Genomic DNA, 25,259 nt, shown 5'->3' with positions numbered 1-25,259 from the left:
TGGCGCGTAACATATCAGGCACGACCGTTGACTCTGCCCCTCGGATGCCGCCTTCACCCTCGCGTCACGCTTCCTTGCGAAACCATTCTCCGGGCGATATATCTCCGCCTTCGACAGATCTTCGCCTTCAGCGACGCGGGGGACGCATGACACTACCGACGCCCTATTATCTCATGGATATGGCAGCGCTGCGCCGGAACATGGAGATCGTCGCGAAGCTGCGCGAGGCCTCGGGCGCGAAGGCTCTGCTGGCGCTGAAATGTTTTGCCACCTGGTCGGCTTTCGATCTGATGCGGGGCTATATGGACGGCACGACGTCTTCCTCGCTGTTCGAGCTGCGGCTGGGACGTGAGAAATTCGGCAAGGAAACCCACGCCTATTCCGTCGCATGGTCGGATCACGAGATCGACGAGGCGATCGGTTATGCCGACAAGATCATCTTCAATTCGCTGACCCAGCTCGACCGTTTTGCCGACAAAGCCGGCCATATCGAACGCGGGCTGCGACTGAACCCGCGCTTCTCGACCTCTGGCTTCGATCTGGCGGACCCTGCCCGCCCCTTCTCTCGGCTCGGGGAATGGGACATGGCACGGCTGGAACAGGCCGAGGGGCGCATTTCCGGCGTGATGATCCACTATAACTGCGAGAATGACGATTTCGATCTGTTCTCGACCCAGCTCGACCGGATCGAGCGGGAGTTCGGCGATTTCCTGAAGCGGCTCGATTGGGTCTCGCTTGGCGGCGGCATCCATTTCACCGGCGAGGATTACCCTCTGGACCGGCTGGCCGACCGGCTGAAAGCCTTCAGCGACAGCCTCGGCGTGCAGGTCTATCTGGAACCGGGCGAGGCCAGCATCACCCGCTCGGCCAGCCTGGAAGTCAGCGTTCTGGACATCATCGATAACGGCAAGAAGGTCGCCATCGTCGATTCCAGCATCGAGGCGCATATGCTCGACCTGCTGATCTATCGCGAGACGGCAAAGCTGCCCATGACCGGCAGCCACGCCTATCAGATCGCCGGCAAAACCTGCCTGGCAGGCGATATTTTCGGCGACGCGCAGTTCGATCGACCTCTGGAAATCGGCGATCGGATCAGCATCGCCGATGCCGCGGGCTATACGATGGTGAAGAAGAACTGGTTCAACGGGGTGAACATGCCCACCATCGCCATTCGCGACGAAGACGGAACGATCCGGCTCGTCCGCGACTTCACCTATGACGATTACCGGGACAGCCTGTCCTGACACCGAAGGGGGAAATGTTGACCAAGAACCTTCTCATCATCGGCGCCGGCGGCGTCGCCCGCGTGACCGCGCACAAGGCCGCGCAATGGGCGGGCGAGTTCGGCACGCTTCATATCGCCTCGCGCACCCGCTCCAAGGCGGACGACATCGTCGCCTCGCTGCGCGAAAAAGGTCACGAGATGGATTTCGCCAGCCACGAGATCGACGCGATGAACTCTGAGGCGGTGGCCGATCTGATCCGCGAAACCGAGGCCGCGATATGCATCAATGTCGGTTCCGCCTTCATCAACATGACTGTCCTTCAGGCCTGTATCGACACGCAATGCGCCTATATCGACACCGCCATTCACGAAGAGCCGGACAAGATCTGCGAGACCCCGCCCTGGTATGGCAATTACGAATGGAAGCGGCGCGATGCGGTCGCGAAAGCCGGCATGACCGCCGTGCTTGGCGCGGGCTTCGATCCGGGTGTCGTGAATGCCTATGCCAAGCTCGCTGAGGAGGAATATTTCGACGAGATCACCTCGATCGACATCGTCGACATCAATGCCGGCAGCCACGGACGTTATTTCGCCACGAATTTCGACCCGGAAATCAATTTCCGTGAATTCACCGGCACGGTCTATTCCTGGCAGGACGGCGCCTGGCAGGAAAACAAGATGTTCGAGGTCGGGCGCGAATGGGATCTGCCTGTCGTCGGCAAGCAGACCGCCTATCTGTCGGGCCATGACGAGGTGCACAGCCTCTCGGCGCGCTACGCAGATGCCGATGTGCGTTTCTGGATGGGGTTCGGCGCGCATTACATCAACGTGTTCACCGTGCTGAAATCGCTCGGCCTGCTGTCGGAACAGCCCGTGACAACCGCCGAGGGACAGGAGGTCGTGCCGCTCAAGGTGGTCAAGGCCGTGCTGCCCGATCCGTCCAGCCTCGCTCCGGATTATACGGGCAAGACCTGCATCGGGGATCTGGTCAAGGGCAAGCGCGACGGGAAGGAGGCCGAGGTGTTCATCTATAATGTCTCGGATCATAAGGACGCGTATAATGAGGTCGGCAGTCAGGGCATCAGCTATACCGCTGGCGTCCCGCCGGTTGCGGCGGCGATCCTGATCGCCCGCGGGGATTGGGATGTGAAGCGCATGGCCAATGTCGAAGACCTGCCTGCCCGCCCCTTCCTCGAACTTCTGGGCGAGATGGGGCTGCCCTCGCGAGTGATCGACGCTGAGGGCGATCATCCGATCTGAGGCATATCTGTCTGAGGTTTAACATAAATCGACCGCATTATCTTGACGCGGCGCGGAACCCTTCGCGCCGCGTCCGGCGTTAGGGTTGGCCAGTAACTTGTCCAGACGGAGTCTTACATGCCGCGCAAGCCGCACTACGCGACCGAATATCGCTTCCCATCCGCCGAGAAAACGGAAGCTCAAACGCGCGGAGTGCCGGGTTGGGCGGTGGTCGGGATCTTCCTGATCCTGCTTTTCAACTTCATCACCTCTGCCGCGGCCTTCCTGATGCCGGTGACGTTGGGCATCCTTCTGTTCTTCGTCTTCGTCCCCTTCCGCAGAATGCTGGGCAAGATCGGGCTCGGGGCCGGGATATCCGCGGCGATCGTCACTATCGGCATGGTCGTGGTGGTCGGGGTTCTCGGCTTTTTCATATCGGGACCGATCAGCGATATCGTCGAGGACAGCCCCCGCATCACGCAGCGCCTTGAGGATCGGGTCGGCACGCTGCGCGAAAGCATGCGGCCGCTTGAAGAGGCTGCGGCGAAGATCGACGAGGTGACGAATGGCGATGAAGCCACCGACGCCGCGGAAAACACCGGCGAAGAAACCACGCCGCCCCCGGTCGCCCCGCCCGGCGAGGCATCGACGGCAGCCAGCACCGTAGTCGAAGCCAGCGCCGAGGAGGAGGGCGAAGGCAGCAATCAGGAAATTACAGTCAATGTCGACACGGAAGAGGCCTCGACACTGCAAACGATGGCATCGGCCGGACCGGCCGTCGCCGGCCAGATCGTGTTCACCCTTTTCCTGCTGTTCTTTTTGCTGGCATCGGGCGACCTGCTTTACCTGAAAGTCGTGCAGAGTTTCGATTCACTGCGCGACAAGCGTGCGGCCTATATGGCGATGCGCGAGATCGAATCCGCGCTGGGCTCGTATCTGGGCGCGATCACGATCATCAATGCCGGTCTCGGGGTTTGCATCGGGCTGGCCATGTGGTTCTGGGAAATGCCCCAGCCGATGCTGTGGGGCGTCGCGGCGTTCATCCTGAACTTCATCCCCTATCTGGGCGCGGTCAGCGGTGTGGCGGCAGCCTTCGTCGTGGCGCTGATAAGCTTTGACGACATCTATACCCCGCTGATGGTGGCGGCGAGCTATTTCGGCTTCACCGCGCTTGAAGGGCAGCTCATCACCCCCTATTTCGTCTCGCGTCGCCTGCAACTGAACACGGTGGTCGTGTTTACCACGGTCGCGCTCTGGGCCTGGCTGTGGTCGGTGCTGGGCATGGTTGTCGCCGTGCCGATGCTGGTCGTGCTGAAGGTGATCGCCGACCATATTCCGGGACTGGAAAAGCTGGGCAACTTCCTGGCGGGCGAAGCGCCGCCGGCACTCGAGGATGAGGACGAGGAAGAGGCACGCGATCTGGTCGAGGCCGGAGATGGCGCCGAGACCCGTGAAGAGGCGCGGCGCGACACCGCCGAGGTCGTGGCCGAAGACGAAGCACGGGCCTGACGCCAGAGGGTCTGCGCTGCGCGAACCGCGCGCCGCTGACCCAGCGTCAAATCAACCTATCCATAGACAGTACGCCGCCAAAAGCGTAAACCGTCCCAATTCGACAGAGGTGTTGGATGGAACTGCGAACGGCGAAATTCATGATTGGGCAGGTGGTGCGGCACAGGCTGCACCCGTTCCGCGGGGTGGTCTTTGACATCGACCCGAAATTCGCCAACTCGGACGAGTGGTACGAGTCGATTCCCGAGGATAGCCGCCCGAGTAAGGATCAGCCCTTCTATCATCTCTATGCCGAGACAGAGGCGACCTATTATGTCGCCTATGTGTCCGAGCAGAACCTGGTGCCTGACAGTTCGGGCGAGCCGGTCGAACACCCCGAGCTGGACGATATTTTCGGCGAGTTCGAGGATGGGTATTATCCGCTTCAGGCAGCGCTGAACTAGGCTCTGCGGACGCCTGCGCGACGCTTTGGCCTCATGACACGCACCGCCTCTGCCCTGATCTCGGTCGACGATCTTATCTCTGCCGGTCTCGCCGACATGGCGGATAGGGACCGCCTCGACCGGGTCGAGCAGGACTTCCGCATCCGCATCACCCCGCCGATGCAGCAGGCGAGCCCCGGCATCGCCGCGCAATTCGTTCCCGATCCGCGCGAATTGCAGACCCGCCCCGAAGAACTGGCCGACCCGATCGGTGACGCGGCGCATAGCCCGGTCGCCGGCCTGACCCATCGCTATCCCGACCGGGTGATCCTGCATGTCACCCAAAGCTGCGATGTCTACTGCCGCTTCTGTTTCCGGCGCGAGGTGGTCGGCGCCGCCGGTCCCCTGCCCCACGCAAAGTTGGATGCCGCACTGAATTACATCGCCGCGCATCCTGCGATCCGCGAGGTCATCCTTACCGGCGGCGATCCGATGACGCTTTCGCCCCGGCGACTCGATGAGGTGCTGACCCGGCTGAGCGCGATGCCCCATGTCGAAATCATCCGGTTTCACAGCCGCGTTCCGGTCGTCGCGCCGCAACGCATCGCGCCCTTGCTGCCCGTGCTGCGCGGTCGGCGGGCGATCTTTGTGGTGATCCACAGCAATCATCCCGACGAGCTGACGCCCGAGGCGCGGGAAGCGATCACCGCGCTGGCCGATGCCGGGATTGCGCTTCTTTCTCAGACGGTGCTGCTGCGCGGTGTGAACGACGATGCGGCGCTGCTCGCCCGTCTGTTCCGCGCGCTGACCGCGCTTCGCGTCACACCCTATTATCTGCATCACTGTGATCTGGCACGAGGGACGGGCCATTTCCGCACGACCATAGACGAAGGTCTGGCCATCGTTGAGCAATTGCGCGGGCATCTCTCGGGGGTTGCCATTCCCAGCTATGTGCTCGATCTGCCGGGCGGTCACGGCAAGGTGCCGCTCGATTCCTCGGCGGTGATGCGGGACGGGCCGGGACGCTGGAAGATCCGCGACTGGCAGGGCCGCATCCACGAATATCACGACATCAGCCGCGCCTGATCGCGCGCAACAGGAAAGGCGCCGGGGCGGAACCGCCGGCGCCTTTCGGAATGATGGTGGGTGATAACGGATTTGAACCGCTGACATCTTCGATGTGAACGAAGCGCTCTACCGCTGAGCTAATCACCCGTGGGGGGCTAGATAGCCGCCGCCACCGTGCTGCGCAAGGGGTTTCAGCCCCATTGGCGGCACAGAATCAAGAGGCGCGGATTACGCCGCGCCTCTTGCTTTTCAGCGATCAATGCGCGGTCGGCGCCGCACCTCTATGGCCATCGCGCGCGGCAGCCTGGCGGGCGGCTTCGGCAGCTTCCTCGGCAGCCTCGTCCCACTCCACCGGATCGGGCATCCGAACCAGCGCGTGGCGCAGCACCTCTCGAACATTCGACACCGGAATGATCTCCAGCCCCTCTTTCACATTGTCAGGGATCTCGGCGAGATCCTTGGCATTGTCCTCGGGGATCAGCACAGTCTTGATGCCGCCCCGCAGCGCTGCAAGAAGCTTTTCCTTCAGCCCGCCAATGGCAAGCGCATTCCCGCGCAGCGTCACCTCGCCGGTCATGGCGATATCCTTGCGCACCGGGATGCCGGTCATCACCGACACGACCGAAGTCACCATCGCCAGACCCGCAGACGGACCATCCTTTGGCGTCGCGCCCTCGGGCACGTGGACATGGATGTCGCGCTTGTCGAATTCCGGCGGCTTGATGCCAAGCTCCGGCGCGACCGAGCGCACGAAGGAGGACGCCGCGTCGATGGATTCCTTCATCACATCGCCGAGTTTCCCCGTTGTCTTCATGCGCCCCTTGCCCGGCAGGCGAAGCGCTTCGATCTGCAACAGATCCCCGCCGACAGAGGTCCATGCCAGCCCGGTGACGACCCCGACCTGATCCTCTTTCTCGGCCAGACCATAGCGGTGACGGCGAACGCCGAGATATTCCTCGACCTTCTCGGGGCCGACCTCGACGGTCTTGGTCCCACCCTTGAGGATCTCGGTCACGGCCTTCCGCGCCAGTTTCGCAATCTCGCGTTCCAGCGAGCGCACCCCGGCTTCCCGCGTGTAATAGCGGATGACATGGGTCAGCGCGTCGTCAGAAACCGAGAATTCGCCCTTGCGCAGCCCGTTCGCCTTGATCTGCTTCGGCAGCAGATGCTGGCGCGCGATCTCGCGCTTTTCATCCTCGGTATAGCCAGCGAGCGGGATAATCTCCATCCGGTCAAGAAGCGGTCCGGGCATGTTGTAGCTGTTGGCCGTGGTCAGGAACATCACGTTCGACAGATCGTATTCCACTTCCAGATAGTGGTCCACGAAGGTCGAGTTCTGTTCCGGGTCCAGAACCTCCAGCATCGCGCTTGCCGGGTCGCCACGGAAATCCTGCCCCATCTTGTCGATTTCATCGAGCAGGATGAGCGGGTTCGTGGTCTTGGCTTTCTTCAGCGCCTGGATGATCTTGCCGGGCATGGACCCGATATAGGTCCGACGGTGGCCACGGATCTCGGATTCGTCGCGCACGCCGCCAAGCGAGATGCGGATGAATTCGCGCCCCGTCGCCTTGGCTACGGACCGGCCAAGCGAGGTCTTACCCACGCCGGGCGGGCCGACAAGGCACATGATCGGGCCTTTCAGCTTGGTCGAGCGATTCTGCACCGCCAGATATTCGACGATCCGTTCCTTGACCTTCTCCAGACCATAGTGATCCGCGTCCAGAACCTCCTCAGCCTTGCCGAGATTTTTCTTGGTGCGCGATTTCACGCCCCATGGCAGCGCCAGAAGCCAGTCCAGATAGTTCCGGCTGACCGTCGCTTCGGCCGACATCGGGGACATGGATTTCAGCTTTTTCAGCTCGGCCTCGGCCTTTTCGCGGGCTTCCTTGCTGAATTTGGTCTCTTCGATCTTCTGCTCCAGCTCGGCGAGCTCGTCCGAACCCTCCTCGCCATCGCCGAGTTCCTTCTGAATCGCCTTCATCTGCTCATTCAGATAGTACTCGCGCTGCGTCTTCTCCATCTGGGTTTTGACGCGCGACTTGATCTTCTTCTCGACCTGAAGAACCGACATTTCGCCCTGCATCAGGCCATAGACCTTTTCCAGCCGCTCGGCCACGACGAGGGTTTCAAGCAGTTCCTGCTTGCGGTCGATCTCGATCCCGAGATGGCCGGCCACCAGATCGGCCAGACGCTCGGCCTCGGTGGTTTCGGCGACGGTGGACACGACTTCGTCGGGGATGTTCTTGCGGATCTTGACGTATTTCTCGAATTCTTCGGCAACCGCCTTGGTCAGCGCGAGAACGGTGTCCTCATCGCCCTGCTCTTCGATGAGAGGGGTCGCCTCGGCCTCGAAATAATCTTCGTTATCGAGGAAATCAGTGATTTCCACGCGGCGCTGACCCTCGACAAGCACTTTGACGGTGCCATCGGGAAGTTTCAGCAATTGCAACACATTGGCAAGCACGCCGATCCGATAGATGCCGTCCGCGTCGGGTTCATCGACGGCGGCATCCTTCTGGGTCGCCAGCAGGATCGGCCGATCCTCTGCCATGACCGCTTCGAGCGCGCGCACGGATTTGTCACGGCCCACAAAGAGCGGCACGACCATGTGCGGAAACGCAACGATGTCGCGCAGCGGCAGCACGGGATGCGAATGATTAAGTTCGGTCATGTTCTTCCTTTCAAGCCCGAGGGCGCGCGTCCCAATATCGGCAACACGGACCCCCTGCACAGGCTAAATCTAGGGTGCCGGAGGCGTTCGTTCAATGGCGCAGAGCCGCCGCGCAGCATTGTGAACCTCGTTCGCAAAAGGGCCCGGCGCAGCAGCGTCGGGCCCTTTCACCTCTCGTTCAGCCAGGATCACTCCTCGCCATTGGTCTCCGGCAGATCGGCGATGGCGCTTTCATCCATCGTCTCGGGCGCCACGGTCACGTCATCCGACGCCATGACATCCTCGGCCGGCGCTTCCAGAGCGGCCGCGGCCTCTGCCTCGGCACGGCGGGCCTCGATCACCTCGTTGTCGCGGTCGGTGGCGATCTTCTTGAGACGCATCGTCGCCCCGCCGGTCCCTGCCGGGATCAGGCGGCCCACGATGACGTTTTCCTTCAGACCGACCAGCTTGTCGCGCTTGCCCTGAACCGCCGCCTCGGTAAGGACGCGGGTGGTCTCCTGGAACGACGCCGCCGAGATGAAGCTGCGGGTTTGCAGCGACGCCTTGGTGATGCCCAGCAGAACCGGCTCGCCCACGGCGGGCTTGCCGCCCTTGGCTTCGATCTTGGCGTTTTCTTCCTCGAACTCGTCGCGCTCGACATGCTCGCCCTTCAGCAGCGTGGTGTCGCCGCTGTCCAGGATCTCGATCTTCTGAAGCATCTGGCGAACGATCACCTCGATATGCTTGTCGTTGATCTTCACGCCCTGCAGACGATAGACGTCCTGCACCTCGTCGATGAGGTAATCGGCCAGGGCCTCGATGCCCATGATCCGCAGGATGTCATGCGGGGCCGGGTTCCCGTCCATGATATACTCACCCTTCTGTACGAAGTCGCCTTCCTGCACCGGGATGTGCTTGCCTTTCGGCACCATGTATTCGACGGGATCGGCCCCCTCTTCCGCTGGCTCGATCGAGATGCGGCGCTTGTTCTTGTAGTCCTTGCCGAAGCGCACATAGCCGTCGATCTCGGCGATGATCGCGTGATCCTTGGGACGACGGGCTTCGAACAGTTCCGCCACGCGGGGAAGACCCCCGGTGATGTCCTTGGTCTTGGCACCTTCGCGCGGGATCCGCGCCACCACGTCACCGGCCTTGATCTCCTGCCCGTCTTCGACCGAGAGGATCGCATCCACCGACATCGGATAGGTCACCGGGTTGCCTGCGTCATTGCGGATCGGCTCACCATCCTCGCCGACGATGAGGATCTCGGGCTTCAGATCGCCACCTTTCGGGGTCGAGCGCCAGTCGGTCACGATCTTCTGGGTCATGCCGGTGGCATCGTCGGTATCGTCGCGGACCGACAGGCCCGATACGAGATCGACGAATTTCGCCACGCCCGGCTTCTCGGCGATGATCGGCAGGGTATAGGGATCCCATTCGAACAGCTTTTGTCCGCGGATGACCTCGTCACCTTCCTTCACCATCAGCTTCGAGCCATAGAACAGCTTATGGGTCGAGACCGGCTCGCCCTGCTTGTTCAGGATGGTCAGGCTCATGTTGCGGGCCATCACGATCTGCTCACCCATATCGTTGGTGATGATCGCCTCGTTCTCGAAGGACACGGTGCCTTCCTGGTTCGCGGCCATGAAGGACTGCTGACCACCCTGCGCAACGCCGCCGATGTGGAAGGTCCGCATCGTCAGCTGGGTGCCGGGTTCACCGATGGACTGGGCGGCGATGATGCCGACGGCCTCGCCGATATTGACCAGCGTGCCACGGGCCAGATCGCGGCCATAGCACAGCGCGCAGACGCCGTCCTCGCTTTCGCAGGTCAGGGCCGAGCGGATGCGGACATTCTGCACGCCCGCGCTTTCGACCTCGTCCGATTTGCGCTCGTCGATCAGCTCGCCCTGGCGCAGGATCACCTCATCGGTGCCCGGCACCAGCACATCCTCAGCCGCGACGCGGCCCAGGATACGCTCGGCCAGCGGGGTGATGACCTCGCCATCATTCACCGCCGCCGAGGCATTGATCGCCTGATCGGTGCCGCAATCATGCTCGCGCACGATGCAGTCCTGCGCCACATCCACGAGGCGGCGGGTCAGGTAACCCGAGTTCGCGGTCTTCAGCGCGGTATCCGACAGACCCTTCCGGGCGCCGTGGGTCGAGTTGAAGTATTCAAGAACGGTCAGACCTTCCTTGAAGTTCGAGATGATCGGCGTCTCGATGATCTCGCCCGAGGGTTTGGCCATCAGGCCGCGCATCCCGCCAAGCTGCTTCATCTGCGTGACCGAGCCCCGCGCGCCCGAATGCGCCATCATATAGACCGAGTTCGGTTCAAGCTCGGCGCCGGAATCGTCCTTACGGGTCTTCGAGATGGTGGCCATCATGGCGTCGGTGACGCGGTCGTTACATTTCGACCAGGCATCGACGACCTTGTTGTATTTCTCGCCCTGGGTGATGAGACCGTCCAGATATTGCTGTTCGAACTCTTTCACCTGGTCCTGCACCTCGCCGACGATGTCCCATTTATCGTCCGGGATCACCATGTCGTTCTTCCCGAACGAGATGCCCGCGCGGAACGCCTCGCGGAAGCCGAGACCCATGATCTTGTCCGAGAAGATCACCGCCTCTTTCTGGCCGCAATAGCGATACACCGTGTCGATGACGTGCTGCACATCCTTCTTGCGCAGCAGGCGGTTCACCAGCTCGAACGGTGCCTTGGCGTTCAGCGGCAGCAGCGCGCCAAGCCGCAGGCGGCCCGGCGTGGTTTCGAAGCGCTGCATCACCTCGTTGCCGTCGTCGTCGATCTGCTTGAGTCGTGCGACGATCTTCGAGTGCAGATGCACCTCGCCCGAGGACAGCGCGTGCTCGACCTCATCGACATTGGCGAAGACCATGCCCTCGCCCTTCATGCCCTCGCGCATCATGGTCGTGTAGTAAAGACCAAGGATCATGTCCTGCGACGGCACGATGATCGGCGCGCCGTTGGCGGGCGACAGCACGTTGTTCGTGGACATCATCAGCACACGCGCTTCCAGCTGCGCTTCCAGCGACAGCGGGACATGCACGGCCATCTGGTCGCCATCGAAATCGGCGTTAAAGGCCGAACAGACCAGCGGGTGAAGCTGGATCGCCTTGCCCTCGATCAGGATTGGCTCGAACGCCTGGATGCCCAGACGGTGCAGCGTCGGCGCGCGGTTCAGCAGAACCGGATGCTCGCGGATGACCTCGTCGAGGATATCCCAGACTTCGGGACGCTCTTTCTCGACCAGCTTCTTCGCCTGTTTGACGGTCGAGGAATATCCCTTCGCCTCGAGCCGCGAATAGATAAAAGGCTTGAACAGTTCGAGCGCCATCTTCTTCGGCAGGCCGCATTGATGCAGCTTGAGTTCCGGCCCGGTCACGATGACCGAACGGCCCGAGAAGTCGACGCGCTTGCCCAGCAGGTTCTGGCGGAACCGGCCCTGCTTGCCCTTCAGCATGTCCGACAGCGATTTCAGCGGGCGGCGGTTATTGCCGGTGATGACACGGCCGCGACGACCATTGTCGAACAGCGCATCCACCGATTCCTGCAGCATCCGCTTTTCGTTGCGCACGATGATGTCGGGCGCGCGCAGCTCGATCAGGCGCTTCAGGCGGTTGTTCCGGTTGATGACGCGGCGATACAGATCGTTCAGATCCGAGGTCGCGAAACGGCCCCCATCCAGCGGAACCAGCGGGCGCAGTTCCGGTGGGATGACCGGGATCACGGTGAGGATCATCCATTCCGGGCGGTTGCCGGATTCCAGGAAGCTTTCGACGATCTTCAGGCGTTTGATGATCTTTTTCGGCTTCAGTTCGCCAGTCGCCTCTTTCAGCTCTTCACGAAGCTGTTCGGCGGTGGCCTCCAGATCGATATTGGCCAGCATGGCGCGGATCGCCTCGGCACCGATATCGGCGGTGAAGGCGTCGGCACCGAACTGGTCCTGCGCGTCCATGAACTCTTCTTCCGACATGAGCTGACCATAGGTCAGGTCGGTCAGACCGGGTTCGATGACCACGTAGTTTTCGAAATAGAGGATGCGTTCCAGATCGCGCAGCGTCATGTCCAGCATCAGGCCGATGCGCGACGGCAGCGACTTGAGGAACCAGATATGGGCGACGGGCGCGGCCAGTTCGATATGGCCCATACGCTCGCGGCGGACCTTTTGCAGGGTAACTTCCACGCCGCATTTTTCGCAGACCAGACCGCGATATTTCATGCGCTTATACTTGCCGCACAGGCATTCGTAATCCTTGATCGGGCCAAAGATACGCGCACAGAACAGACCGTCACGTTCCGGCTTGAACGTGCGGTAGTTGATGGTTTCGGGCTTCTTCACCTCGCCGAAGGACCAAGCCAGAATTTCTTCGGGCGAGGCCAGCGAGATCTTGATTTCGTCGAACTGCCGAGGCTGGGCCATCGGGTTCAGGGGGTTGGTGGCGAGTTCCTGGTTCATTTTCAATTCCTAATGAGTGGCGCGAGGGATGAGGCGGCGGGGCACAGGCCCCGCCAAACGGGTGCTGCCGTTATTCCTCTTCCTCCGCATCCAGGAGTTCCATGTTGAGGCCCAGACCCCGGACCTCCTTGACGAGAACGTTGAACGATTCCGGCACGCCGGCCTCGAAATTATCCTCGCCCTTGACGATGCTTTCATAGACCTTGGTCCGGCCCGCCACGTCGTCCGACTTCACGGTCAGCATTTCCTGCAACGTGTAGGCGGCGCCGTAGGCTTCCAGTGCCCAGACCTCCATCTCGCCGAGACGCTGACCGCCGAACTGGGCCTTGCCGCCCAGGGGCTGCTGCGTGACGAGGCTGTAGGGACCGGTCGAACGGGCATGCATCTTGTCGTCGACAAGGTGGTGCAGCTTGAGGATGTATTTCATCCCCACCGTGACCGGGCGCGCGAACTGCTCGCCGGTGCGGCCGTCGAAGACGATGGACTGGCCGGACTGGTCGAAGCCGGCGCGCTTCAGCGCGTCGTCCACGTCCAGTTCCTTGGCGCCGTCGAAGACCGGGGTGGCGATCGGAACGCCGCTGCGCACGGCCTCGGCATGTTCCATGATCTGCTCATCGGCCATCGCCTCGAACGTGTCGGCATACATCTCGTCGCCATAGCCGTTCTTCATCGCATCGCGCACGCCGGACATGTCCCCCGAGCCATTGCGGAACGCCTCGAGCGCCTCGTCGATCTGGATGCCCAGACCGCGCGAGGCCCAGCCCATATGGGTTTCAAGGATCTGCCCGACATTCATCCGCGACGGCACGCCAAGCGGGTTCAGCACCAGATCGACCGGGGTCCCGTCGGCAAGGAACGGCATGTCCTCCATCGGGACGACCTTGGACACGACACCCTTGTTGCCGTGACGTCCAGCCATCTTGTCGCCGGCCTGAAGCTTGCGCTTCACCGCGACAAAGACCTTGACCATCTTCATCACACCCGGAGGCAGATCGTCGCCCTGACGGACCTTCTCGACCTTGTCCTCGAAGCGGGCTTCCAGAGCCTTCTTCTGCGCGTTGAACTGGTCGTGCAGCGCTTCGACTTCCTTGGCGGTGTCCTCGTCGCCGATGGCCAGCTGCCACCAGAGACCGCGCGAGATCGAGCCCAGCAGATCCTCATCGACCGTGCTGTTGGCCTTGATGCCCTTCGGCCCCTTCACGGCAGTCTTGCCCGAGATCAGCGTCTTGAGGCGCGCATAGATGTTGCGTTCCAGGATCGCCAGCTCGTCATCGCGGTCGCGCGACAGGCGCTCGACCTCTTCGCGTTCGATCTGCAGGGCGCGTTCGTCCTTGTCCACACCGTGACGGTTAAAGACGCGGACCTCAACGATGGTGCCATAGGCCCCCGGCGGCAAACGCAGCGAGGTATCGCGCACATCCGACGCCTTTTCACCGAAGATGGCACGCAGAAGCTTTTCTTCCGGCGTCATCGGGCTTTCGCCCTTCGGGGTGATCTTCCCGACGAGAATATCGCCCGGTCCCACTTCGGCCCCGATATAGACGATGCCAGCCTCATCGAGGTTGCGCAGCGCCTCTTCGCCGACATTGGGGATGTCGCGGGTGATTTCTTCCGGCCCCAGCTTGGTGTCGCGGGCCGCCACTTCGTATTCGTCGATATGAATCGAGGTGAACACGTCGTCGCGGTGGATCCGTTCCGAAATCAGGATCGAGTCCTCGTAGTTATAGCCGTTCCAGGGCATGAAGGCGACCACCACGTTCCGGCCGATGGCAAGCTCGCCCTGATCGGTCGAGGGACCGTCAGCGATGACCTGACCCTTCACCACCTTCTCGCCCACCTTCACCAGCGGACGCTGGTTGATGGTCGAGGACTGGTTCGAACGCTTGAACTTGCGCAGACGATAGATGTCGACGCCGGCATTGCCGCCCGCCAGATCCTCGGTTGCGCGGACAACGATACGCTGGGCATCGACCTGGTCGATGACGCCCGAGCGCGTCGCCATGATCGCGGCACCCGAATCGCGGGCCACGGTGGCCTCCATGCCAGTTCCGACAAACGGCGCCTCGGCCCGCAGAAGCGGAACCGCCTGACGCTGCATGTTCGAGCCCATCAAGGCGCGGTTGGCGTCGTCGTTTTCAAGGAACGGGATCAGCGCCGCGGCGACCGAAACCAGCTGCTTCGGCGACACGTCGATCAGATCGACCGCATCGACCGGGTTCAACATGAAGTCGCCCGCCTGACGGGTGCTGACCAGCTCGTTGACGAACTTGCCGTCATCATCGAGCTGCGCATTCGCCTGCGCCACGGTATGACGCATTTCCTCGGTCGCGGACATATAGACCACCTCGTCGGTGACCTTGCCGCTTTCGACCTTGCGATACGGGGTTTCGATGAAGCCGTATTTGTTGACGCGGGCAAAGGTGGCCAGCGAGTTGATGAGACCGATATTCTGGCCTTCCGGAGTCTCGATCGGGCACATCCGGCCATAATGGGTCGGATGAACGTCGCGCACCTCAAATCCAGCACGCTCGCGGGTCAGGCCGCCCGGCCCGAGCGCCGAGAGACGGCGCTTGTGGGTCACTTCGGACAGCGGGTTGGTCTGGTCCATGAACTGCGACAGCTGGCTGGAGCCGAAGAATTCGCGCACCGCAGCCGCCGCCGGCTTGGCGTTGATCAGGTCCTGCGGCATCACGGTGTCGATCTCGACACCCGACATGCGCTCGCGGATGGCACGCTCCATGCGCAGCAGGCCGACGCGATACTGGTTTTCCATCAGCTCGCCGACAGAGCGGACGCGGCGGTTGCCGAGATGGTCGATATCGTCGATCTCGCCCTTGCCGTCGCGGAGTTCCACCAGACCCTTGACGCAGGCCACGATGTCTTCCGGGCGCAGCGTGCGCTGCGTGTCCGGCGCGTCCAGATCAAGGCGCATATTCATCTTGACCCGGCCCACGGCGGACAGGTCGTAACGCTCGCTATCGAAGAACAGGCTGTCGAACATGGTGGAGGCCGCTTCCACGGTCGGCGGCTCACCCGGGCGCATGACGCGATAGATATCCATCAGCGCCTGCTCGCGGTTCATGTTTTTGTCCGACGCCATGGTGTTGCGGATATAGGCGCCGACATTGACGTTATCGATGTCCAGAACCGGCACATCGGTGATGTCGTTGTCCAGGAGCGATTTCAGCAGACCGCCGGTCAGCTCGCCGTCCTTGTCGTATTCGGCAGTGATCTCGTCACCAGCCTCGGCATAGATCAGACCGGTCTCGTCATTCACCAGATCCTTGGCGACGAAGCGCCCGATGATCTGATCGAACGGCACCAGCAGGTCGATCTCGTCGCCGCCGTCGAGCAGTTGCTTGACCTTGCGCGGCGTGACCTTCTCGCCGGCTTTGGTGATGATCTCGCCGGTGGCCGCGTTGATAAGATCGAAAGCCGGGCGCGAGCCGCGCACGCGCTCGGGGAAGAAGCGGGTCACCCAGCCGCCCTCATCGCCCTTCTTGGCCTTCTTCAGCTTGAACGGGACGGTGTCATAGAACGCATCCATGATGCCTTCCTGGTCCATGCCAAGCGCATAGAGCAGCGTCGTCACCGGCAGTTTCCGGCGGCGGTCGATGCGCGCGAAAACCAGATCCTTGGCGTCGAATTCAAAGTCGAGCCAAGAGCCGCGATAGGGAATGATCCGGCAGGCGAACAGCAGCTTGCCCGAGCTGTGCGTCTTGCCGCGGTCATGGTCGAAGAACACGCCCGGCGAGCGGTGCATCTGGCTGACGACCACACGCTCGGTCCCGTTCACGATGAAGGTGCCGTTCTGGGTCATCAGGGGCATGTCGCCCATGAAGACGTCCTGCTGCTTGATGTCTTTGACCGATTTCGCGCCGGTGTTTTCATCGACATCGAACACGATCAGGTTCAGCGTCACCTTGAGCGGCGCGGCATAGGTCATGTCGCGGGCCTGGCACTCGTCGACATCGTATTTCGGCTTTTCAAGCTCGTATTTCACGAATTCCAGCGTGGCCGTCTCGTTGAAATCCTTGATCGGGAAGACCGACTGGAACACGCCCTGAAGACCCTCGCCATCGGTATGGGAGGGCGCGTCGCCCGAATTCAGAAAGAGATCATAGGAAGATTTCTGAACCTCGATGAGGTTCGGCATCTCCAGGACTTCACGGATATTGCCGTAGCTGCGCCGGATGCGCTTCTGGCCGACATAGGATTGCGCCATGGGGTTTTGCACCTTTCGTCTTGACGCGCGCGCACCGTCGGGGCCCGGCGCACGCGGCCTGCGAATGTCAGGGGTTCCAGTTCAATACCTGCCGCTCGTCCCACCGCGCGGCTCCCGAACCTGAACATGCCCTGAAGGAAGCTGATGCCATGTAGGCATCGGGTCAGCGCCCTTCAAGACAGGTTCGGCAGGGACCGGGAAAACCCGGACCCTGCCATGTTCACACGACCGAAGGGTCGATTACTTCAGCTCGACCTTGGCGCCAGCCGCTTCGAGCTTTTTCTTCAGCTCTTCGGCTTCGTCCTTGGCAGCGCCTTCCTTGACCTTGCCACCGGCCTCGACGAGGTCCTTGGCTTCCTTCAGGCCGAGCCCGGTGATGCCACGCACTTCCTTGATCACGTTGATCTTGTTGGCGCCGGCTTCGACCAGGACGACGTCGAATTCGGTCTTTTCTTCGGCAGCGTCGCCGGCGTCACCAGCCGGGCCAGCCATCATCACAGCGCCGCCGGCGGCGGGCTCGATGCCGTATTCATCCTTGAGGATGGTCTTCAGTTCCTGGGCTTCCAGCAGGGTCAGGCCCACGATGTCTTCGGCGAGTTTTTTCAGATCAGCCATTTTTCCGTTCTTTCCAAGTTTGTGTTCCAACGTCGGATATCGCCCACACGTCGGGAATAGATTGCATCAGGCGGCTTCGCGCTCTTCGAGCGTCGAAAGAATGCCCGCGATGTTCGAAGCAGGTGCGCCAATCGCCCCGGCGATGTTCGAAGCAGGTGCGCCAATGCAGCCCACGATCGAAGAGATAAGCTCCTCGCGCGACGGCATGGCGGCAACGGCTTTCACACCGGCCGGATCAAGCGCCGTGTCGCCCATGGCACCGCCGAGGATCACGAATTTATCGTTTCCCTTGGCGTATTTATCGGCGACCTTGGCCGCAGCCACAGGGTCCTCCGAATAGGACAGCACGGTCATGCCCGTCAGATATTCGGCAATGCTCTCGCACGGCTTCCCATCCAGGGCGATCTTGGCGAGCCTGTTCTTGGCAACGCGAACGGACCCGCCAGCGTCGCGCATCTGCGCGCGCAGGTCCTGCATCTGTGCAACCGTCATCCCTTCGTAGTGGGCAACCACCACGACGCCAGAGCTTTCAAAGATCTGGCCGAGCTCTTCGACCACCTGTTCTTTTTGTGCTCTATCCACGGTTAACTCCAAGTTTGGGGATCGCTCCCCGGCTCTCACTTTCCCTTGGCCCGGATGGGCCTCGGGTCGGGTCCGGTCTTGATGGACCCGAGATCACCCGAGGAGAGCCCTCGGAAAAATGGTCTCGACTTCCATCTCAGGAAGGATATTAAGCCGCACGCGGCACCCTCCATCTCGGACAGGAACAGGCCGGCGCCGACGAATCATGCACCTGCCTGAGGGGCCGTCGTTATCTTGCTGCGGTTGAGATTGCAAGCAGAGCAAACAACGGCGACATCCTCGTACTGTCAATTGAAAAGATTTCTCGTCATGCTAGGCTCTGCGCCAATCTGGCGAGGGCCCCGACCTACATGACCGAAGCCGAACTGCGCGCGAAAATTCCCGTCTTCATCAATTCCTTCAATCAGCCGACATTCCTGCGCGAAATGGTCGACTGGCATTCCGCGAATGGCTTTAAGTCGATCACGGTAATGGATAACGGTTCTCTCTCTAAAACGCTGCTCGACTATTTCGACAGCGCCGCGTTTACCCGCAGGGCCACGCTGGTTCAGCAAAACCGCAATATCGGTCCACGCGGAACCGTTGCGGGGGTGGCGAGAGAGCTGGGACCGTATAACGCGTTCATATTCTCCGACCCTGATCTCTGGCTGCCGGAGAAACCAGCGCCTGATTTTTTGACCCATATGTTCGACATGGGGCGGAAATATCGCCGCGCCAAGGTCGGGCTCGCCTTGGATATCGCACAGCCTGAGCTATTCCGCGATATTACGATGGTCACGGGAAGGCGTGGCAAGGAATGGACGATCACCAGATGGGAAAAACGCTTCTGGAAGTTCCCTCTTCAGCAGAATGTCTACGACGCTCAGGTCGATACGACGTATTTCCTTCATGTCCCGAATAGCGGCGCAGAGCGAAATCTGGTCGATTTCGGGCAAAAACAAACGCGCGTGCCGTCGCTTCGGATCGCGGGAGAGGGTTTTACGGCCCGTCATCGCCCTTGGTATAAAGACGACGGTCAACCCGATGCTGAGCGTGAATTCTACACCCGATCTGCCACGCATGTGTCGACATGGACAAGGCTGGAACGCAAGAGTGCTGGAGACAGTGAGGACTGAATTGCTGTCGCAAGCCGACTTTGCGAAGCATCACCGGCGATGTCCCGATGCCGTAGATATAAAAGATCCCCGGCGACCTTATCTGGCGCCGGGGATCATCATTTCAAAGCAACAATTTACTGCGCGGCCACCGCGTCGGCGACGTCGATCGTGACGCCCGGACCCATGGTCGAGCTGATCGACACCTTCTTGAGATAGGTGCCCTTGGCGCCGCTCGGCTTGGCGCGGTTCACGGCATCGACGAACGCGCGGACATTCTGCGCGATCTTTTCGGCGTCGAAGCTGACCTTGCCGATACCGGCATGGACCACGCCGGCCTTCTCGGCCTTGAACTGGACCTCACCGCCCTTGGCGGCCTGGACCGCCTGCGCGACATCCATGGTCACCGTGCCGACCTTGGGGTTCGGCATCAGGTTGCGCGGGCCCAGAACCTTGCCCAGACGGCCGACGAGCGGCATCATGTCCGGCGTGGCGATGACGCGATCGAAGTCGATCTTGCCGCCCTGGATCGATTCCACCAGATCTTCGGCGCCGACCACTTCGGCACCGGCTTCCTTGGCTTCATCGGCTTTCGGGCCACGGGCAAACACGGCCACGCGGACATCCTTGCCGGTGCCTGCGGGCAGTTGAACAACGCCGCGGACCATCTGGTCGGCATGGCGCGGATCGACGCCCAAATTCATCGCGATCTCGACACTCTCGTCGAATTTCGCGGAAGCGGAGTCCTTGACCAGCTTCACGGCATCATCGACCGTCAGGTTCGACTTGCCTTCAAAGGCGGCGCGGGCGGCAGCTTTTTTCTTTGCAATCTTTGCCATGACTCAGCCCTTCACCTCGATGCCGATCGACCGGGCCGAACCGGCGATGATCTTCATCGCTTCCTCGACGCTGTTCGCGGACAGGTCCTGCATTTTGGTCTGCGCGATCTCGCGGACCTGCTTGGTGGTCACGCTGCCAGCCGTCGCACGGCCCGGCTTTTCCGAACCCTTGGTGCGGTTGCGCTTGCCTTGCGGCTTGAGACCCGCAGCCTGCTTGAGAAGGAAGGACGCTGGGGGCGTCTTCGTCTCGAAGGTGAAGGATTTGTCCTGGTAATAGGTGATCACGACCGGAACCGGGGCACCCTTCTGCATCTCTTGAGTCTTGGCGTTGAACGCCTTGCAGAATTCCATGATGTTAATGCCGCGCTGACCCAGAGCCGGGCCGACGGGCGGAGACGGGTTGGCTTCGCCCGCCTTGATTTGCAGCTTCAGCTGCCCAACAACTTTCTTGGCCATCTGGCCTCTCCTTTTTCATCGCGCCCCGCCCTGGATTGGGCTGATAGAGCAGATATAGCGGTGCGGCTTCCGCCTCCCGCAGATGATCACGCGGTCTTGGCGACCTGCGTGAATTCCAGTTCGACCGGCGTGGGCCGGCCAAAGATCGACACCGTCACCTTGATGCGGCTGGCGATGTCGTCGACCTCTTCGACCGTGCCCGAGAAACCCTCGAACGGGCCGTCGGTCACATTCACCGTCTCGCCCACATCGAAGCGGATCAGGTTGCGCGGCGCGGCCTCGGCCCCGCCTTCGCCAGTCCGGTGCAGGATCAGGTTCACCTCTTCGTCGCGCATCGGAGACGGCTTGCCCTGCTGGCCAAGAAAGCCGGTAACCCGATTGATCGAGTTCACGAGGTGATAGGTCCGCTCGTTCATCTCCATATGGACGAGCACATAGCCCGGCATGAAGCGCCGCTCAGAGGTGACCTTCTTGCCGCGGCGGACCTCGATCACTTCTTCGGTCGGAACCAGCACCTCGTCGATTTCGTCTTCCATCGACTTTTCGGCGATGGACTGGCGAATCGCCTCGGCGACCTTCTTCTCGAAGTTCGACAGGACGCTGACCGAATACCAACGCTTTGCCATGTTTCGATCGACCCCTGCTTCGTCGTGGGGCGGCCTTCCGGCGCCCGCGTGAATTCCGTTCCGCCCGAAAAATGAAACCGGCGCGCAACGAATCGTGCACGCCGAGGACCGGGCAGGTCGGGCGGACATACAGCCGCCCGGTGATGATTGCAACCCCGGTTAGGAGACCGCGCCCAGCAGAGCCGTCAGCCCGGTGCGGATCGCGATGTCCACCAGAAAGAAGAACAGCGCGGCCAAAGTCGCCATGATGAACACCATGATCGTGGTGGTCACGACCTCGCGGCGGGTGGGCCAGGTGATCTTTGCGGCCTCGGCACGGACCTGAGAGAGAAACTGGGCGGGATTGACCATGGTGATCCTCGTGTTGCAGCGGCCCAGATAAACCGGAGCGCCGCGCTTTTCAAGCCGAACCGCGCCTGCTTCCCGATTCCCCACCCGCATCCGGCGCCAGCAATTCGACACCCTCAAGCGCAGAGAGCCGCGCCATGTCCTGCGCATAGTTGCGTCGCGCGCGCCCATAGACACGGGGACGGAGCGGGCGCATCGCTGGCACGCCCTCTGTCTTGGGGTGCAGAGCGCAGGCGCGTTGCAGCAGATCCTCGACGGGCGATTCAAGATCCTCCATCACCATTTCCGCGAAGGCGCGATAGGCGGCATCGGAAATCCCGGCATTGCGCCAGCTCGCTGCAGGCACGATCGCCGCGCGCTCGGCGCCCAGCATCCGTTCGAGTATGACGGGGCGAAGAGCGGCATAATCCTCGTAGCGCCAGCATATCAGGCGGGCTACCCCCGGCACCGACAGCAGACGCTGCACCAGATCCGTCCATGACAGATCCGCCACGCTGACCCCTCCGGTATAGCTCTCGATGTCGATGCCAGTGCCTGTCTTGAGCTGCTGACCATAGGCAGAGGTCACGAACTGCGCCGGATCGCGGACCGACAGGAACAGCTCGACCGGACCGCCGCCGAGCAGCACGATCAGTTGACTCAGCGCCTCCGAAGCCGCCGGATAGATGCGGTTATCCTTGCCGAACATGGCACCGCGGAAGGTGGTGCCGAGGATGTTTTCCTCCGAGATCAGGTGATCCTCGTGCCGTGAGAGCCAGCCCGCGAAGCGCCTGCGACAGCTCTCCCAAGCGTCGGGTTCTCCCTTGTGGATGGCGTGAAACAGCGGCGAGACCTCGCTGCGCAGCGCACGCGGCCCGAGATAGCCGAGCCCGTCCGACCCAAGCGCATCGCGCACGCTGCGCAGCGCCCGTTGAAGCTCGGTGGTGGCGGTCTTGTGCGCGCCAAGATGAATGCGGATGGTCATTTGCTGGCGTGCCCCGGTCGCGGATCGTCATCCCGGTTCTCGCGGCGCTGAAGATCAGGCCGGCGACTGGCAGGGGCAGAGGGACTCGAACCCACGACCCTCGGTTTTGGAGACCGATGCTCTACCAACTGAGCTATACCCCTAGGCCGAGCGCCTGATTAGTGCGGAACGCGGCCGCGCGCAAGGGGGAGCTGAGAGCGTTTGCAAGGAAAAGCGCCCGGTCCCAACCCGAGGCCGAAGCGGGGCGACGCGGCCTATTCCGCCATGGCCGCGCTTCGATCATCCGTGACCAGAAAGCCGCCCGATTGCCGAGCCCAGAGCCGCGCATAGATGCCGTCAGCCGCGATCAGCTCGGCATGTGTCCCCTGTTCCACGATGCGACCCCGATCCATGACCACCAGACGGTCCATTGCGGCGATGGTGGACAAGCGATGCGCAATCGCGATCACCGTCTTGCCTTGCATCAGAACATCAAGCCGCGACTGGATCGCCGCCTCGGCCTCGCTGTCGAGCGCCGAGGTCGCCTCGTCCAGGATAAGGATCGGCGCATCCTTCAGTGCCACCCGCGCAATCGCGATGCGCTGCCTTTGCCCGCCGGACAGCTTCACCCCGCGCTCGCCGACATGCGCATCCAGCCCGTGCCGCCCCTTGCTGTCGGCCAGGCCCGGGATGAACTCATGCGCCTCGGCCATGCGCGTCGCGGCGAGGATGTCCTCCTCGCTGGCATCCGGGCGGCCATAGGCGATGTTTTCGCGCACCGAACGGTGCAGAAGCGAGCTGTCCTGCGTTACCACGCCGATGGCGGCGCGCAGGCTTTCCTGAGTGACCCCCGACACGTCCTGACCGTCAATCGTAATCCGGCCCTCTTCCAGATCGTGGAAGCGCAGCAGCAGATTGACCAGCGTCGACTTGCCCGCCCCCGAGCGCCCGATCAGACCGACCCTCTCTCCCGGCGCGATGTCCAGATCGAGCCCGTCCAGAACCGCCAGCGGCCGGTCAGTTTCCTCGGCACCGTAGCGGAATGTCACATCTGCGAACCGCACCGCCCCGGGCCCCGGCTTCAGCGCAACCGCGCCCGGCGCGTCCCGCACATCACGCGGCAGCGCCAGCGAAGAAATGCCGTCGCGCACCGTTCCGACATTCTCGAACAGGGCCGCGAACTCCCACATGATCCAGTGCGACATATTGTTGAGCCGCATCGCCAGCGGCACCGCCACCGCAAGCGCCCCGACGCTGACCGTGCCATTCGTCCACAGCACCAGACCGAGCAGCGTGACACCCGCGACCAAAAGCACGTTCAGCGCCGTCAGCAGAATATCCTGCAAGGCCGACAGCCGCATCTGCGCATAAACGGTCTGCAAAAACCCATCCATGCCTTGCCGCACCCAGGCCTCTTCGCGGTCGGAATGCGAAAACAGCTTGACCGTGGCAATATTGGTATAGCTGTCCACCACCTGTCCGGTCATCGCGCTGCGCGCATCGGCCTGACGCTGCGCCACTTTCGACAAGCGCGGCACGATCTGCCACAGCAGCACCCCATAGGCGATCCCCCAGATCACGAAGGGCAGCCCGAGACGCCAGTCCTGCCCCGCCGCGACAACGATGGCGCCCAGGAACACCACCATCACATAGACGGCGACATCCATGATCTTCATCGCAACCTCACGCACCGCCAGCGCGGTCTGCATCAGTCGCTGAGCAATGCGTCCGGCGAACTCGTCCTGAAAATAGCCGACCGACTGGCGCAGCAGGTAGCGATGCGCCTGCCAGCGGATTCGCTGCGGAAAATTGCCGAGCAGGGTCTGGTGCATGATCATGCTGGCCAGGGCGTTCAGGACCGGCAGGACGATCAATAACAGCGAACCCATCACTGCCAGCCGACGACCCTCCTCGTCCCAGAACTGCGCCGGGCTGGTCTCTGAGAGGCTGTTGACCAGGTCGCCCAGATAGCCGAACAGCATCACCTCGATCGCCGCGATCAGCGCCGAGCCGAGGGCCAGCAACACCAGCCACGGCAGCGCGCCATGGGAATAATGCAGCAAGAATCCCCAGAAACTGCGGGGCGGCATTTGCGGCCGATCCCCCGGATAGGGATCGAGCCGGCTTTCGAACCAGCGAAACATGACAAGGGCTTTCCTGTGACAGGCGACGCGACGGCGTCCCGTGTCGGGTGCCGCAAGCGCCAGCCCGAGTCAAGCCGGGCCGCGACGCCCCGGCCCGGCGGGTTGATCTTTGCTCAGCGGATGGAACGCCGCCCGCAACAACGCGTTGCAGAGGGGATCGGGCATGACGCCCGGAACATCTTCATCTGCAACGCCTTGGAAAGGAGAGCCAGCATGGCCATCAAGAATCTCAAGGATCTCTATCTCGATCAGCTTCGCGACATCTATTCCGCCTGCAAGCAATCGATGCCTGTGGTGACCGAGATGGGTCGCGCCTCGAAGTCGAAGAAACTCTCCGAGGCGCTGATCGCCAGCAATCAGGGGACGGCAGACGGGATGGAGGTGCTCGCCGCTTTGTGCAGCGATCATGGCGTCGATCCGACCGGCGAGCATTGCAAGGGCATGGAAGGCCTGGTGGTCGAAGCCCGCAAGCATGCGCTTGAAACCGAATATGCCGATGAGGACGCGCAGGACGCGGCGATCATCACGCAATATCAGCGCATGGCCCATTACGCGATTGCCGGCTATGGCTGCGTCCGCACTTTCGCGAATCGTCTGGGTCTCGACGGCGATGCGGCACGGCTCCAGGAATGCCTCGACGCGACCTGGGATGGCGACCGGACCATGACCGAGATCGCAGAGGGCGGCGTCAACAAGGCCGCCACCACCTAATCGCCGCTGCGCAGATCAGAACCAATTTAACTAGAGGGCCGTGGCGGAGCACGCCGCGGCCCTTGTCAGTCGTAGAAACGTC

The 25,259-nt window shown here is 62.0% G+C and carries 18 protein-coding genes and 2 tRNA genes; 7 read left to right on the top strand and 13 right to left on the bottom strand.

Annotated features, from left to right (window positions below):
* Positions 1–146: 146 nt before the first annotated feature.
* From nspC to PAF18_RS01230, 5 genes are all read left to right on the top strand, one after another.
* A complete protein-coding gene (gene nspC, locus PAF18_RS01250; protein WP_271116836.1) occupies positions 147–1,244 on the top strand; it encodes a carboxynorspermidine decarboxylase in 1,098 nt (365 codons plus the stop codon).
* A gap of 17 nt (positions 1,245–1,261) precedes the next feature.
* Entirely contained in the window at positions 1,262–2,485 is a 1,224-nt protein-coding gene (locus tag PAF18_RS01245) for a saccharopine dehydrogenase family protein (RefSeq protein ID WP_271116835.1), read from the top strand.
* Between the two features lie 117 nt (positions 2,486–2,602).
* Positions 2,603–3,973: an AI-2E family transporter gene (locus PAF18_RS01240; RefSeq protein ID WP_271116834.1), complete on the top strand. Its 1,371-nt coding sequence runs from the start codon at positions 2,603–2,605 to the stop codon at positions 3,971–3,973.
* A 116-nt stretch (positions 3,974–4,089) separates the two neighbouring features.
* Positions 4,090–4,416 (top strand): heat shock protein HspQ, encoded by a 327-nt coding sequence (gene hspQ / locus PAF18_RS01235; protein ID WP_271116833.1) that lies wholly within the window; start codon positions 4,090–4,092, stop codon positions 4,414–4,416.
* A 33-nt stretch (positions 4,417–4,449) separates the two neighbouring features.
* A complete protein-coding gene (locus tag PAF18_RS01230; protein ID WP_271116832.1) occupies positions 4,450–5,481 on the top strand; it encodes a lysine-2,3-aminomutase-like protein in 1,032 nt (343 codons plus the stop codon).
* Positions 5,482–5,535: 54 nt separating this feature from the next.
* On the opposite strand, the gene PAF18_RS01225 is transcribed toward PAF18_RS01230, so the two are convergent.
* The 6 genes from PAF18_RS01225 to rplJ all read right to left on the bottom strand — a co-directional run bounded on the left by PAF18_RS01225 (position 5,536) and on the right by rplJ (position 18,016).
* Positions 5,536–5,610, bottom strand: a tRNA-Val gene (locus tag PAF18_RS01225).
* A gap of 109 nt (positions 5,611–5,719) precedes the next feature.
* Positions 5,720–8,134 carry an endopeptidase La gene (lon, locus tag PAF18_RS01220; RefSeq protein WP_271116831.1) on the bottom strand — a complete coding sequence of 805 codons (2,415 nt, stop codon included), beginning with the start codon at positions 8,132–8,134 and terminating at the stop codon, positions 5,720–5,722.
* Between the two features lie 188 nt (positions 8,135–8,322).
* A complete protein-coding gene (gene rpoC, locus PAF18_RS01215; protein WP_271116830.1) occupies positions 8,323–12,594 on the bottom strand; it encodes a DNA-directed RNA polymerase subunit beta' in 4,272 nt (1,423 codons plus the stop codon).
* A 70-nt stretch (positions 12,595–12,664) separates the two neighbouring features.
* Positions 12,665–16,819 carry a DNA-directed RNA polymerase subunit beta gene (gene rpoB / locus PAF18_RS01210; protein ID WP_271116829.1) on the bottom strand — a complete coding sequence of 1,385 codons (4,155 nt, stop codon included), beginning with the start codon at positions 16,817–16,819 and terminating at the stop codon, positions 12,665–12,667.
* A 240-nt stretch (positions 16,820–17,059) separates the two neighbouring features.
* Positions 17,060–17,434: a 50S ribosomal protein L7/L12 gene (gene rplL / locus PAF18_RS01205; protein WP_271116828.1), complete on the bottom strand. Its 375-nt coding sequence runs from the start codon at positions 17,432–17,434 to the stop codon at positions 17,060–17,062.
* A gap of 66 nt (positions 17,435–17,500) precedes the next feature.
* Complete coding sequence (rplJ, locus tag PAF18_RS01200) at positions 17,501–18,016, bottom strand: 50S ribosomal protein L10 (RefSeq protein WP_271118168.1); 516 nt, start codon at positions 18,014–18,016, stop codon at positions 17,501–17,503.
* 350 nt (positions 18,017–18,366) lie between these two features.
* On the opposite strand from rplJ, the gene PAF18_RS01195 reads away from it, so the two are divergent.
* Positions 18,367–19,131 (top strand): hypothetical protein, encoded by a 765-nt coding sequence (locus tag PAF18_RS01195; RefSeq protein WP_271116827.1) that lies wholly within the window; start codon positions 18,367–18,369, stop codon positions 19,129–19,131.
* A gap of 116 nt (positions 19,132–19,247) precedes the next feature.
* Here the strand turns inward: PAF18_RS01195 and rplA are convergent, their stop codons facing one another.
* From rplA to PAF18_RS01160, 7 genes are all read right to left on the bottom strand, one after another.
* Entirely contained in the window at positions 19,248–19,949 is a 702-nt protein-coding gene (gene rplA / locus PAF18_RS01190; protein ID WP_271116826.1) for a 50S ribosomal protein L1, read from the bottom strand.
* Positions 19,950–19,952: 3 nt separating this feature from the next.
* Positions 19,953–20,405 carry a 50S ribosomal protein L11 gene (gene rplK / locus PAF18_RS01185; protein ID WP_271116825.1) on the bottom strand — a complete coding sequence of 151 codons (453 nt, stop codon included), beginning with the start codon at positions 20,403–20,405 and terminating at the stop codon, positions 19,953–19,955.
* An 86-nt stretch (positions 20,406–20,491) separates the two neighbouring features.
* Positions 20,492–21,031 carry a transcription termination/antitermination protein NusG gene (gene nusG, locus PAF18_RS01180; protein ID WP_271116824.1) on the bottom strand — a complete coding sequence of 180 codons (540 nt, stop codon included), beginning with the start codon at positions 21,029–21,031 and terminating at the stop codon, positions 20,492–20,494.
* Positions 21,032–21,190: 159 nt separating this feature from the next.
* Complete coding sequence (secE, locus tag PAF18_RS01175; protein ID WP_434802232.1) at positions 21,191–21,382, bottom strand: preprotein translocase subunit SecE; 192 nt, start codon at positions 21,380–21,382, stop codon at positions 21,191–21,193.
* A gap of 49 nt (positions 21,383–21,431) precedes the next feature.
* Positions 21,432–22,343, bottom strand: a complete 912-nt coding sequence (locus tag PAF18_RS01170; protein ID WP_271116823.1) for a hypothetical protein — start codon at positions 22,341–22,343, stop codon at positions 21,432–21,434.
* Between the two features lie 67 nt (positions 22,344–22,410).
* Positions 22,411–22,486, bottom strand: a tRNA-Trp gene (locus PAF18_RS01165).
* Positions 22,487–22,597: 111 nt separating this feature from the next.
* Complete coding sequence (locus PAF18_RS01160; RefSeq protein ID WP_271116822.1) at positions 22,598–24,466, bottom strand: ABC transporter ATP-binding protein; 1,869 nt, start codon at positions 24,464–24,466, stop codon at positions 22,598–22,600.
* A gap of 213 nt (positions 24,467–24,679) precedes the next feature.
* On the opposite strand from PAF18_RS01160, the gene PAF18_RS01155 reads away from it, so the two are divergent.
* Positions 24,680–25,177 (top strand): DUF892 family protein, encoded by a 498-nt coding sequence (locus PAF18_RS01155; protein WP_271116821.1) that lies wholly within the window; start codon positions 24,680–24,682, stop codon positions 25,175–25,177.
* Positions 25,178–25,259: the final 82 nt, after the last annotated feature.

Source organism: Paracoccus sediminicola, from assembly GCF_027912835.1.
Taxonomy (GTDB): domain Bacteria; phylum Pseudomonadota; class Alphaproteobacteria; order Rhodobacterales; family Rhodobacteraceae; genus Paracoccus; species Paracoccus sediminicola.
The sequence above is the reverse complement of the archived record's forward strand: the minus strand, read 5'-3'. Positions and strand labels throughout refer to the sequence as shown.

Bases quoted from the DNA above. Each gene is read 5' to 3' on its own strand.
- PAF18_RS01240 (WP_271116834.1), top strand. From the start codon at position 2,603: ATGCCGCGCAAGCCGCACTACGCGACCGAATATCGCTTCCCATCCGCC.
- rplK (WP_271116825.1), bottom strand. From the start codon at position 20,405: ATGGCCAAGAAAGTTGTTGGGCAGCTGAAGCTGCAAATCAAGGCGGGC.
- PAF18_RS01170 (WP_271116823.1), bottom strand. From the start codon at position 22,343: ATGACCATCCGCATTCATCTTGGCGCGCACAAGACCGCCACCACCGAG.
- nspC (WP_271116836.1), top strand. From the start codon at position 147: ATGACACTACCGACGCCCTATTATCTCATGGATATGGCAGCGCTGCGC.
- rplA (WP_271116826.1), bottom strand. From the start codon at position 19,949: ATGGCAAAGATTGCAAAGAAAAAAGCTGCCGCCCGCGCCGCCTTTGAA.
- nusG (WP_271116824.1), bottom strand. From the start codon at position 21,031: ATGGCAAAGCGTTGGTATTCGGTCAGCGTCCTGTCGAACTTCGAGAAG.
- rpoC (WP_271116830.1), bottom strand. From the start codon at position 12,594: ATGAACCAGGAACTCGCCACCAACCCCCTGAACCCGATGGCCCAGCCT.
- PAF18_RS01160 (WP_271116822.1), bottom strand. From the start codon at position 24,466: ATGTTTCGCTGGTTCGAAAGCCGGCTCGATCCCTATCCGGGGGATCGG.
- hspQ (WP_271116833.1), top strand. From the start codon at position 4,090: ATGGAACTGCGAACGGCGAAATTCATGATTGGGCAGGTGGTGCGGCAC.
- rplL (WP_271116828.1), bottom strand. From the start codon at position 17,434: ATGGCTGATCTGAAAAAACTCGCCGAAGACATCGTGGGCCTGACCCTG.
- PAF18_RS01230 (WP_271116832.1), top strand. From the start codon at position 4,450: ATGACACGCACCGCCTCTGCCCTGATCTCGGTCGACGATCTTATCTCT.
- secE (WP_434802232.1), bottom strand. From the start codon at position 21,382: ATGGTCAATCCCGCCCAGTTTCTCTCTCAGGTCCGTGCCGAGGCCGCA.
- PAF18_RS01195 (WP_271116827.1), top strand. From the start codon at position 18,367: ATGACCGAAGCCGAACTGCGCGCGAAAATTCCCGTCTTCATCAATTCC.
- rpoB (WP_271116829.1), bottom strand. From the start codon at position 16,819: ATGGCGCAATCCTATGTCGGCCAGAAGCGCATCCGGCGCAGCTACGGC.
- lon (WP_271116831.1), bottom strand. From the start codon at position 8,134: ATGACCGAACTTAATCATTCGCATCCCGTGCTGCCGCTGCGCGACATC.
- PAF18_RS01155 (WP_271116821.1), top strand. From the start codon at position 24,680: ATGGCCATCAAGAATCTCAAGGATCTCTATCTCGATCAGCTTCGCGAC.